9 protein-coding genes are annotated in these 11,829 nt (G+C 69.1%); 8 read left to right on the top strand and 1 reads right to left on the bottom strand.

Translation table 11 applies throughout. The features are described from left to right. Positions 1–3 precede the first annotated feature (3 nt). From MRBLWO12_RS09345 to MRBLWO12_RS09320, 6 genes are all read left to right on the top strand, one after another. The gene (locus tag MRBLWO12_RS09345) at positions 4–1,707 is read left to right on the top strand and encodes an ABC transporter ATP-binding protein (protein ID WP_414685514.1); all 1,704 of its coding nucleotides are present in this window, start codon (positions 4–6) and stop codon (positions 1,705–1,707) included. Between the two features lie 31 nt (positions 1,708–1,738). Beyond that, positions 1,739–2,908 carry a glycoside hydrolase family 1 protein gene (locus tag MRBLWO12_RS09340; protein ID WP_363554800.1) on the top strand — a complete coding sequence of 390 codons (1,170 nt, stop codon included), beginning with the start codon at positions 1,739–1,741 and terminating at the stop codon, positions 2,906–2,908. 173 nt (positions 2,909–3,081) lie between these two features. Beyond that, positions 3,082–4,626: a molybdopterin-dependent oxidoreductase gene (locus tag MRBLWO12_RS09335; protein WP_414685465.1), complete on the top strand. Its 1,545-nt coding sequence runs from the start codon at positions 3,082–3,084 to the stop codon at positions 4,624–4,626. 53 nt (positions 4,627–4,679) lie between these two features. Next, positions 4,680–5,729: an NAD(P)/FAD-dependent oxidoreductase gene (locus tag MRBLWO12_RS09330; protein ID WP_363554796.1), complete on the top strand. Its 1,050-nt coding sequence runs from the start codon at positions 4,680–4,682 to the stop codon at positions 5,727–5,729. A 10-nt stretch (positions 5,730–5,739) separates the two neighbouring features. Beyond that, positions 5,740–7,317: a methionine--tRNA ligase gene (metG, locus tag MRBLWO12_RS09325; protein ID WP_363554794.1), complete on the top strand. Its 1,578-nt coding sequence runs from the start codon at positions 5,740–5,742 to the stop codon at positions 7,315–7,317. A 3-nt stretch (positions 7,318–7,320) separates the two neighbouring features. Then, positions 7,321–8,199 (top strand): TatD family hydrolase, encoded by an 879-nt coding sequence (locus tag MRBLWO12_RS09320; RefSeq protein WP_363554792.1) that lies wholly within the window; start codon positions 7,321–7,323, stop codon positions 8,197–8,199. On the opposite strand, the gene MRBLWO12_RS09315 is transcribed toward MRBLWO12_RS09320, so the two are convergent. Further along, positions 8,178–9,503 carry an MFS transporter gene (locus MRBLWO12_RS09315; protein ID WP_363554790.1) on the bottom strand — a complete coding sequence of 442 codons (1,326 nt, stop codon included), beginning with the start codon at positions 9,501–9,503 and terminating at the stop codon, positions 8,178–8,180. The genes MRBLWO12_RS09320 and MRBLWO12_RS09315 overlap by 22 nt on opposite strands. Positions 9,504–9,875: 372 nt before the next feature. Between MRBLWO12_RS09315 and rsmA the strand changes: the two genes are divergently transcribed. Beyond that, the gene (gene rsmA, locus MRBLWO12_RS09310; RefSeq protein WP_363554788.1) at positions 9,876–10,745 is read left to right on the top strand and encodes a 16S rRNA (adenine(1518)-N(6)/adenine(1519)-N(6))-dimethyltransferase RsmA; all 870 of its coding nucleotides are present in this window, start codon (positions 9,876–9,878) and stop codon (positions 10,743–10,745) included. 9 nt (positions 10,746–10,754) lie between these two features. Then, positions 10,755–11,822 (top strand): L-glyceraldehyde 3-phosphate reductase, encoded by a 1,068-nt coding sequence (gene mgrA / locus MRBLWO12_RS09305; RefSeq protein WP_363554786.1) that lies wholly within the window; start codon positions 10,755–10,757, stop codon positions 11,820–11,822. Positions 11,823–11,829 lie beyond the last annotated feature (7 nt).

Below are 11,829 nucleotides of genomic sequence, written 5' to 3'. Positions count from 1 at the left end.
GCCATGACTGCGGATGACGTGCTGCTGGAGGTCGATTCCCTGTCGGTCGAGTACGCCTCACCCGGCGCCGTTCCCGTGACCGCGGTGGAGGACGTGTCCTTCACGCTCCGCCGCGGAGAGTTCGTCGGCCTGGTCGGCGAGTCCGGATCGGGCAAGTCCACGCTCGGCTTCGCACTCACACGGCTGCAGAAGCCCCCGGCGCGGATCAGTGGCGGGCGCATCCTGTTCGGCGGACGCGACATCCGCGAGCTGGATGCCGAGGAACTGCGTCGCCAGCGTCAGGGCGGTTTCGCGATGGTGCTGCAGTCCGGCATGAACGCCCTCAACCCGGTGCGCACGGTCGGCGCGCACTTCCGGGACATCTTCGCCGCGCACGGCCATGTGCCCCGTGACGCCCGCGATGCGCGAGCCCGCGAACTGATCGGCAAGGTCGGCCTCGATCCCGAGGTGCTCTCGCGGTACCCCGGCGAGCTCTCCGGCGGCATGCGGCAGCGCGCATCGATCGCGCTCGCGCTGTCGCTCGAACCGCAGCTCATGGTGTTCGACGAACCGACCACCGCGCTCGACGTGCTCGTGCAGCACGCGGTCATGGATACGATCCGCGACCTGCAGAAGGCCGAGCAGTTCACCGCGATCCTCATCAGCCACGACCTCGGCATCGTGCTGGAGGCGACCGACCGGGTGATGGTCATGCACGAGGGACGCATCGTGGAGGACGCCCGCAGCGCGGACATCCTGCGCGATCCGCAGGACGAGTACACGCGGATGCTGCTCAGCCACTACGCGGACCCGCGCGCGGAGACCATCTCGATCCCCGGATTCGTCGACCTCGGCACCCGCCGACGCGAAGGGCGGGTGCGCACGGACCTCACCGAGACGCTGCCGACCGTCTCGCAGCGCGACCTGCGCCGCGCGGACGCCGCGATCGTCGTGGAGGGTGTGTCGAAGCGCTACCCGGCGCCGCGCCGCGGCCAGGAGGCCGTGGTCGCGGTCGACGACGTGTCGTTCCGCCTGGAGCCCGGCGAGGCGCTCGCGCTGGTCGGCGCATCCGGCTCGGGCAAATCGACCATCGCGAAGCTGATCACCGGTGTCGAGAAGCCCACCGCCGGCACCGTGAAGTTCGGCGACGTCGATGTGGCCACGTTGCGGCGCGGCGGTCTGCGCGATCTGCGCAAGGACGTGCAGATGGTGTTCCAGGATCCGTATGCGGCGCTGAACCCGCTGCACACCGTCGAGTACGCGCTCTCCCGACCGGTGCGCAACTACACCCCGCTGCGCGGGCAGGAGGCCAGGGCCCGCGTCCTGGAGCTGCTCGAGACCGTGGGGCTCACCCCGGTCGAGCAGTTCGCGGCGAAGCTCCCGCATCAGCTGTCTGGCGGGCAGCGTCAGCGGGTCGTGATCGCCAGGGCCCTCGCGAGCGATCCGCAGGTGCTCATCGCCGACGAGCCGGTGTCGATGCTCGACGTGTCGCTGCGCGCCGGAGTGCTCGCCCTGCTCGAGGATCTGCGCGAGCGCTGGGGGATCAGCATGCTCTACATCACGCACGATCTGCTCAGCGCTCGGCTCGTGACCGAGAACATCCTCGTGCTCAACAGCGGGCGAGTGGTCGAGCGCGGTGAGACCTCCGAGGTCCTGCAGCATCCGCAGGATCCATACACGGTCGAGTTGCTCGACGCGGTGCCGAACCCGGCACGCGCCGCACGCTGATCTCACATCCCACCGATAGAAAGGAGCCTCCGTGCTCTCATTCCCTGAAGGCTTCCTCTGGGGCGCCGCGACCGCAGCCCACCAGGTGGAGGGGAACAACACCACCAGCAACTGGTGGGCGATGGAGCATGCGCCCGGCTCGCCCATGGTGGAGCCATCCGGTGACGCCGCCGATCACTTCCACCGCTACCCGGAGGACATGCGTCTGCTCGCGGACGCGGGACTCAACTCCTACCGGTTCTCGGTGGAATGGGCGCGCATCGAGCCCGAGCGCGGGTTCGTCTCGCGCGCCATGCTCGACCACTACCGCCGCATGATCGACACCGCGCGCGAGAACGGCCTGGACCCCACAGTCACCCTCATGCACTTCACGGTGCCGCAGTGGTTCCAGAAGGACGGATTCTGGCGGGCGGATGACGCAGTGGACCTGTTCGCGCGCTACGTCGAGACGGTTCTGCCGATCCTCGACGGCGTGCGCTACGTGTGCACCATCAACGAGCCGAACATCGCGGCCATGCTCGCCGGGGGAGAGGATGCGGCGAACCTCGTCGCCTTCGGCCTTCCGAATCCGGACCTCGCCGTCGCCGACACGTTGCTGGACGCCCATCACCGGGCCTCGGAGATCGTGCACAGCGTCTCCGGCGCACAGGCCGGATGGACCATCGCCACGCAGGCGTTCCACTCCACGGGCGAGCCCGGTGCCGACGAGATGCTCGCGAAATACGGCGACCCTCGCGACCACTGGTACCTGGAGCAGTCGGCCGGCGACGACTTCGTCGGCGTGCAGGCATACACGCGCACCTTCATCGGGCCCGAGGGTCCTCTTCCGGTCAGCCCCGACGTGGAGACGACCCTCACCGGATGGGAGTTCTATCCGGAGGCTCTCGAGCTCGGCGTCCGCAGCGCCTGGGAGCGCAGCGGAGGGGTGCCGGTGCTGGTCACCGAGAACGGCATCGCCACCGCCGACGACACCCGCCGCATCGCCTATACGCAGGGAGCGCTGGAGGGACTGCACCGCGCGATCTCGGACGGCATCGAGGTGCGCGCGTACCAGCACTGGAGCGCCCTGGACAATTACGAGTGGGCGAGCGGATTCGCCCCCACGTTCGGCCTGATCGGCTTCGATCGCGAGACGTTCGCGCGCTCGCCGAAGCCGTCACTCGCCTGGCTCGGTGAGGTCGCGCGGCGCAACGGCCTCTGACTCGGCTGCTCCGCTCGCACTTCCCGCGGGGATATGCGCTTCCCTCGGCCGAATCTCCGCGATTCGGCCGAGGGAAGCGCATAAGGCCGAGCGAAGCGCGCAGGCCCGAGCGGGCAGCTGCGATGGGACGGGCGCGAACGCGGTCCAGGACCGCGCGCCGGGGTTACCCTCGGATGATGACGCATGCGATCCGCACGACGCGCGGTGACCGGCTCCGGTCGGCGGCCGCCGGGTTGAGCGCGGCCGCCGTCGCGGTCGGACTGGCAGAACTCGTCGCCGCCGTGGTCGAACCGAGCGCCAGCCCGTTCGCCGTGATCGGGAGCGGGCTGATCGACCTCGCACCGAGCTGGGCCAAGGACACGGCTATCGCGTTGTTCGGCACGGGCGACAAGGCGGCCCTCCTCACGGGGATCGCGGTGGTGCTGGTCGCCGTCGCGGCGACCGCCGGCATCCTCGAGTCCTGGCGATCCGGCGTCGGCTCGGTGATCCTCGGCGGCCTCGGCGTGCTGGCGCTGGTGACCGCGATGCTCCGGCCGGGGGCGGGACCGTTCGCCTGGCTACCGGGCCTCGTCGCGGCGGTCGTCGCGGTCGTCGCACTGCGACTGCTCATGCGCAGGCTGCATCCGGTACCGGGGCTCCGCCTCGACGGCGAGGAGCGGCGCAGGTTCCTGCTCTGGAGCGTCGGCGTCGCTGCCACCGGCGTCGCGGCGCTCATCATCGGCAATGCCGCACGCGGTGCGACCCGCTCGATCGAGTCTGTTCGCACGCTGCTGCGGCTTCCGGCGCCTGCCAGTCCCGCACCGGCGGTGGCGGCAGGAGCCGACCTCGGCGTGCCGGGGCTCGCCCCCGTCGTCACTCCCAACGCGGAGTTCTACCGCATCGACACCGCGCTGATCGTGCCGCGGATCGACCCGGCCGACTGGTCGCTGCGCATCCACGGGATGGTCGAGCGCGAGATCGAGATCTCGTGGGACGAGCTGGTGGCGCTGCCGATGCAGGAGTCCTACGTCACGCTCGCCTGCGTGTCGAACGAGGTGGGCGGGTCGCTGATCGGCAACGCCCGATGGCTGGGGTACCCGGTGCGCGAGCTGCTGGCCCGGGCGGGCGTCGACCCGGACGCCGACATGGTGCTGTCGACCTCCTCGGACGGTTTCACGGCATCCACCCCGCTCGAAGCGCTGACCGACGCCCGCGACGCCCTGCTCGCGATCGGCATGAACGGCGATCCGCTGCCGATCGAGCACGGGTTCCCGGTGCGCATGGTGGTGCCCGGTCTCTACGGCTACGTGTCGGCGACGAAGTGGGTGACACAGCTGGAGGTCACACGCTTCGACCGCGCTTCGGCGTACTGGACGGACCGTGGATGGTCGGAGCGCGGCCCGGTCAAGCTGCAGTCGCGCATCGACGTGCCGCGCCGGGGGCAGCGGATCGACGCCGGCGCCGCGGTGATCGCCGGCATGGCGTGGCAGCAGCACGTGGGTGTCGACGGCGTCGAGGTGCGGATCGACGAGGGCCCCTGGCGCCGCGCGGAGCTGGCCACCGCCATCTCGGACGACACCTGGGTGCAGTGGCGACTGGACTGGGTGGCCGAGAGCGGCGCGCACACCATCGAGTGCCGTGCGCTCAGCTCGGACGGTGAGACGCAGACGTCGGAGCCGGCGGATGTCGTGCCAGACGGCGCACAGGGGTGGCACCGCGTCGACGTCACCGTGGCCTGAGCGCACCCGCCTCGACCGGTGCCGCGACAGACCTCGCGCTTAGGATGAGGCGTATGTCGACGTACCCGGTGATCGTGATCGGCGCCGGAATCGTCGGCGCATCCGTCGCCTATCATCTTGCCGTTCGCGGCGCGGATGTCACCCTGGTCGATGCTGGTCTGCCTGGCTCCGGTGCGACGAGGCACTCTTTCGGCTGGATCGGGCGTTCGCCGGGTGATTCCAGCCCCGCAGGCGAGTTGCGAGCACTCGGGCTCCGTCATTGGGAGCGGCTCGCGCGCGAGGTTCCAGGGCTCGAGGTGCACTGGTCAGGCGCACTTGTCTGGGGTGACGAATTCGGCAGTCTCGCGCCCCGAGACGCTGACGCGGCCACGCTCGAACCGCGCCTGGTCGAGCCGCCGACCGCCGCAGAGTTCCGCCCAGATGATGGATGGGTCGATCCCGTTCGCGCGACCGAGAGTCTGATCGGTGCCGCACGCGCACACGGGGCGTCGGTGCGGTTCGGCACTCCCGTGACGCGACTGGTGACCTCCCGTGACGGTGTGGTCGAGGGGGTCCAGCTCGGCGGGGAGGATCTGGCGGCCTCCACCGTGGTCGTCGCAGCCGGCGTCGGTTCGACGGCCCTCTGCGCGACCGCCGGAGTCGACCTGTCGATGCTCTCGAGCCCCGCCATCATGGTGCGCCTCCGCACGTCTTCCGGTCTCGTCCGCGGCATCGTGGCCAACGATCTGTTCGAAGCCCGCCAGGATGTCGACGGCACGGTCCTCATGCCTCTCGACTACGACCAGCAGATCTCGAGTGAAGATCTGTGGGAGGTCGGCGAGGAGGCGCTCCGCGTGTTCACCGAGTCGTTCACGGGCGCCGATGACGCGACCTTGGTGAGTGCGGAGATCGGATGGCGACCGATGATGGCGGATGGAAAGCCCGGAGTCGGCTCTGCCGGGGTGCCCGGCCTGTACGTGGCAGTGGCCCATCCCGGCATCACCCTCGCCGGCGTCATCGGGCACGCGGCGGCCGAGGAGATTCTGACGCAGACCGAGCGAACTGAGCTGGCGGCCCACCGACCCCCGTCCGGGCGGCGTAACCGGACTCTCCGTCCCACCTAGAATTGTCCCCATGCCCGCAGGCGAATCGTTCTACATCACCACGCCCATCTACTACCCCTCCGATGTGCCGCACATCGGCCACGGGTACACGACCGTGGCGGTCGACACCCTCGCACGGTGGCACCGCCAGGCGGGCGATGACACCTGGATGCTCACGGGTACCGACGAGCATGGCCAGAAGATGCTGCGGGCCGCGGCGGCGAACGGCGTCACGCCTCAGGAATGGGTCGACAAGCTCGTCACCGAGAGCTGGTTCCCGCAGCTGGAGACGCTCGACGTCGCCAACGACGACTTCATCCGCACCACGCAGGAGCGCCACGAGACGAACGTGCAGACGTTCTTCCAGCGGCTCTACGACCGCGGCTACATCTACGCGGGCGAGTACGAGGCGCTCTATTGTGTGGGTTGCGAGGAGTTCAAGCCCGAGTCCGAGATCGTCGACGGCACGGGACCCTTCGAGGGACTCAAGGTGTGCGCGATCCACTCCAAGCCCCTCGAGCTGCTGCAGGAGAAGAACTACTTCTTCAAGCTCAGCGAGTTCCAGGACCGCCTGCTCGAGCTCTACAAGACCCAGCCGGACTTCGTGCGCCCCGATTCGGCGCGCAACGAGGTCGTCTCGTTCGTGAGCCAGGGGCTCAAGGATCTCTCCATCTCTCGCTCCACCTTCGACTGGGGCATCCCGCTGCCGTGGGACGAGTCGCACGTCATCTACGTGTGGGTCGACGCGCTCCTCAACTACGCCACGGCGGTCGGCTACGGCTCCGACGAAGAGACCTTCGCGCGCCGGTGGCCCGCCTACCACGTGGTGGGCAAGGACATCCTGCGCTTCCACGCCGTCATCTGGCCGGCACTGCTGATGGCCGCAGGCCTCGATGTGCCCAAGGGCGTCTTCGCGCACGGCTGGCTGCTGGTCGGTGGCGAGAAGATGTCGAAGTCCAAGCTCACCGGTATCGCGCCCACCGAGATCACCGACGTCTTCGGCTCCGACGCGTACCGCTTCTACTTCCTCTCCGCGATCGCCTTCGGGCAGGACGGTTCCTTCTCCTGGGAGGACCTGTCGGCGCGCTACCAGGCGGAGCTCGCCAACGGCTTCGGCAACCTCGCCTCCCGCACCACCGCGATGATCGAGAAGTACTTCGAGGGGATCGTGCCCCCGGCGTCCGAGTACACCGAGCAGGACCTCGCGATCCAGAAGATCGTCGCGGATGCGGCGGCGAACGCGGATGCCGCCATCGAGCAGTTCCGCATCGATGAGGCCATCGCCGCGATCTGGAAGATCGTCGACGCGCTCAACGGCTACATCACCGAGAACGAGCCGTGGGCTCTCGCCCGCGACGAGGACAAACGCGCGCGCCTCGGTACCGTGCTCTACACGTGCGCGGAGGGACTGCGCGCGCTCGCCGTACTGCTGTCGCCGGTGATGCCGGAGGCCACCGAGAAGCTGTGGCACGCCCTCGGCGCCGCCGCGAGCCTCGGACGCCTGATGGACCAGCCGATCCGCGAGGCCGGAGCCTGGGGCGGTCTGCGTCCTGGTACCAGCGTCAACGGGATCGCTCCGCTGTTCCCGCGGGTGGAGTCCTCCTCCTGAGCCATGTCCGACACCTACGTGCGTGAGCGCTCTGGCGACGGGCGCAAGGATCTGCGCTACCCGGTGGCTCCTGAGCCGCTGCGCGTACCGGTCTACGACAACCATGCGCACCTGGAGATCCTCGACGGAGACGAGCCGCTGTCGCTGACCGAGCAGCTCGACCGTGCCGCCGCGGTGGGCATCGCGGGCGTCATCCAGGCGTCCGGAGACATCGAGTCGTCGCGGTGGGCAGTGGAGGCGGCAGCATCCGACTCCCGCGTGCTCGCCGCGGTGGCGATCCATCCGAACGACGCGCCGACGTATGCCGAGGCCGGGCGACTCGACGAGGCCATCGCCGTGATCGATGAGCTCGCCGCGCATCCGCGCACCAGGGCGATCGGCGAGACCGGGCTCGACTTCTTCCGCACGGAGCCGGACCGGCGTGCGCCGCAGTTCGAATCGTTCGAGGCGCACATCGCGTTGGCGAAGAAGCACGGCATCGCGATGCAGATCCACGACCGCGATGCGCACGAGGCGGTCTTGGAGACCCTGACGCGTGTCGGCGCGCCGGAGCGGACCGTGTTCCACTGCTTCTCCGGAGATGACGACATGGCGAGGGTCTGCGCGGAGGCCGGATACCACCTCTCGTTCGCGGGCAACGTGACCTTCAAGAACGCGCAGAACCTGCGCGATGCCCTGCAGGTCACGCCGCTCGATCGCATCCTGGTCGAGACCGACGCGCCGTTCCTCACCCCTGTTCCGCTGCGGGGGCGGCCGAACGCGCCCTATCTCGTGCCGATCACGGTGCGATTCATGGCTGCCGAGCTGGGGATCGAGGTCGACGAGCTCTCTGCGCAGCTCGCCGCGAACACCCTGCGGGTCTACGGCTCCTTCGACGACTGATCTTCAGCGGGCCTCGTCTCGTCTGGCATCGTGTCGACTCGCATCGGTTCGCTGACCGGTGCCGCGCTGACGATCTGCGAGATCGGCTTCCAGACGAACAGCAGTGTGAGCGCCGCGCCGACGAAGGCGAACCACCACGGACCGGTGAGACCCCATACCTCGGCGATCACGCCGCCCAGAGCCTGACCGATCACCATGCCGGCGAACACCCCGACCATGTTCACCGATGCGACGCGCCCCTGCAGCGCCGGCGGTACCAGTCGCTGGCGGACCGTGGTCGAGATCGTGCCCCAGACGAAGGCATAGGCGCCGAAGGCGAACATGATCACGAGCGCCACCCACCCCACGGTCGTGAGAGCGAAGGCCAGGTGCATCAGCACCTCCAGCGACAGCACCACCCGCATGAGGGTCGCGAAGGAGACGTGTCTCTCCAACCAGCCGAAGCTCAGCGTGGCCAGCAGTCCGCCCACGGCGGAGGCAGTGGTGAGCGCGCCGTAGCCGACCGCGCCCGTGTGCAGATGCTCGGTCGCATACAGCACGAGCACGCCCCAGGGGGCTGCCCACGTCACGTTGAAGAGCAGGATGATGAGCACCAGCATGCGCACCGGCGGGTTGCGCCACAGCCAGCGCAGCCCCTCGGCGATGTCGGTATGCACCTTCGGGTGCGTGACCGCCTGGGTCTCCGTGCCGGGCGAAGGCCGCTCCGGCACCGGCGTTCTCGCCATGCGGGAGATCAGCAACACGGCCAGGCTCACGCACACGACCTCGAGCAGGAAGGGCCAGGCGGTGCCGGCGGCGAACAGGAATGCGCCCAGCGGAGGGCCGGCGAATTGGTTCGCGACGAGGTACCCGGCCTGCAGGCGGGCATTGCCGATGCCGAGGTCGGCGGGTTCCACGAGCATCGGCAGCAGCGTGCTCCCCGCTGTGTCGACGAACACCTCGGCGGTGCCGTACAGGAACGCCACGGCGAGCACGATCCCGATGTTCGCCGTGCCGGTGACGAGGAACACGCACAGCGCGAGCAGCACCACCGCGCGCGCCGCATTCGCGAGCATCACCAGACGCCGCCGGTCGAACCGGTCGGCGATGGCGCCGGCGTGCAGACCGAACACGAGCCACGGCAGGAACTGCAGGATCGCTCCGGAGGCCACCAGCAGCGGAGAAGAGGTCATCGATGCGATCAGCAGCGGGGCGGCGGCCAGCGCGACGCCGTCGCCGACGTTGCTCGTCCATGACGAGGCCAGCAGCCAGCGGAAGTCCCTCCCCATGCGGCGAGGCGCGAGGAGTTCTCCGATGGAAGGCATCCGTCCACAGTAGAGGCGGCCACCGTCACCGGAGAGCCTCCGGCCGCCGCGCGCTCAGGGTTCCTGCGTCAGCACGCCGCGGGTGCCGAGATGACCGCTTTGCGGAGGTGCGAGGGCGGCGGCGATCACGGGAAGCGCCCACGCGGCGCTTCGGACGGTGGTGGGTCGCACCAGCCCCCGAGGGCGATCGATGGCCGCGTCTCGCGTCGTCTTCTCGGGGTGCACGGCGTGTCCTTTCGGGAACGGGGTCGCAGGGACGTCCGGATCTATCGCTCTGCTCACCTACCACGACGCGTGACGGTGCATTTCGTGACGTGGAAGCCGCAGAAGGCGTGCGCGGGGAGGCTCCCGCGGATAGGCGAGAATGGGGGGATGACCGTCACCCTGCTCGGCGCCACCGAGATCCGCCGCCTCGCCGCCGAGCTCGACGTCACCCCCACGAAGAAGCTGGGCCAGAACTTCGTGGTCGACGCGAACACCGTGCGCAAGATCGTGCATGCCGCCCGCGTGCAGCCGGGGGAGCGCGTCGTCGAGGTCGGACCGGGGCTCGGATCGCTCACGCTCGCGATCCTGGAAGCCGGCGCGGCGGTCACCGCCGTCGAGATCGATCACCGCCTGGCCGCACGCCTCGCGCAGACCGCCGTCGAGCACGGTGTCGCCCCCGAGATGCTCACGGTGGTCGATGCCGACGCGCTGCGCATCACGGAGCTGCCCGGAGAGCCGACCGTGCTGGTCGCGAACCTCCCGTACAACGTCTCGGTCCCGGTGCTGCTGCACTTCCTCGAGAACTTCGACTATCTGCAGCGCGGCGTGGTGATGGTGCAGGCCGAGGTCGCCGAGCGGCTCGCCGCGAAGCCCGGATCGAAGATCTACGGCTCGCCGAGCGTGAAGGCGGCCTGGTACGGGGAGTGGAAGCTCTCGGGCACCGTGTCGCGTCAGGTCTTCTGGCCGGTGCCGAACGTCGACAGCCTGCTGGTCGGATTCGACCGCTCAGAGGGCGAACGGGGGAGCGAGGACGAGCGTCGCCGCACCTTCCGGATCGTCGATGCCGCGTTCAACCAGCGTCGGAAGATGCTCCGTCAGGCTCTGTCGGGCATCTTCGGCAGCTCGGCAGCGGCATCGGAGGTGCTGATCGCGGCGGGCGTCGCCCCCACGGCGCGCGGCGAAGACCTCACTGTCGAGGACTATCAGCGCATCGCCCAGAACGCCGCATCCATCGATGAGGTCGGCATCACCGACTAATCTGGCACGGTGACCGAGTCTTCGCGCTTCAGCCCCGATGTCCCAGAGCTCCACCGTCCGTACGCTGCGGACGAGAGCCGCTACCAGCAGTTCGCCTACCGCCAGGTCGGGTCGTCGGGTCTGTACCTGCCGCCCATCTCGCTCGGGCTCTGGTGGAACTTCGGTGACAACATCCCGCTCGACAACCAGCGTGCGCTGCTGCGCCATGCTTTCGACCGCGGGATCACCCACTTCGACCTGGCGAACAACTACGGACCGCCCTACGGTTCGGCGGAGAAGAACTTCGGGCGCATCTTCGCCGAAGATCTGCGCCCCTACCGGGACGAGCTCATCATCTCGTCCAAGGCCGGGTGGGACATGTGGCCCGGCCCCTACGGCGACTTCGCGAGCCGCAAGTACATCCTCGCGAGCGCCGAGCAGTCGCTGACCCGCATGGGACTCGACTACGTCGACATCTTCTACTCGCACCGCGTCGACCCCGTCACACCGATCGCCGAGACCGTGGCAGCGCTCGACACCCTGGTCCGCCAGGGCAAAGCCCTCTACGTCGGCATCTCCTCGTACAGCGCCGAGCGCACCGAGGAGGCGGTCGCGGTCGCCACGGAGCTCGGCACGCCTCTCGTCATCCACCAGCCCGCGTACTCGATCCTCAACCGCTGGGTCGAGGACGGGTTGACCGACACCCTGCAGGCGCACGGTCTGGGAGCGATCGCCTTCACTCCGCTGGCTCAGGGGCTGCTGACCGACAAGTATCTCGGTGACGGTACCGCCGACCGCGCGCAGCAGCGCGGATCGCTGCCAGACGGACCTCTGACCGATGCAGCCGTGCAGACGCTGCGGTCGCTCAACGACGTCGCTCGCGAGCGCGGTCAGTCCCTGGCCCAGCTCGCGCTGCAGTGGACGCTGCGCAACCCGGTCGTCGCCTCGGCGTTGATCGGCGCCTCGCGTCCCTCGCAACTGGATGAGAACATCGCGGCGGTGAACGGGCCCGCGTTCACGAGCGAGGAGCTCGCGCGTATCGACGAGCTCTCCGGCGCCATCGATGTCAACCTGTGGGCGAAGTCCTCGGAGCTGTGACGGGTAT

This window comes from Microbacterium sp. LWO12-1.2 (assembly GCF_040675875.1).
Taxonomy (GTDB): domain Bacteria; phylum Actinomycetota; class Actinomycetes; order Actinomycetales; family Microbacteriaceae; genus Microbacterium.
The sequence above is the reverse complement of the archived record's forward strand: the minus strand, read 5'-3'. Positions and strand labels throughout refer to the sequence as shown.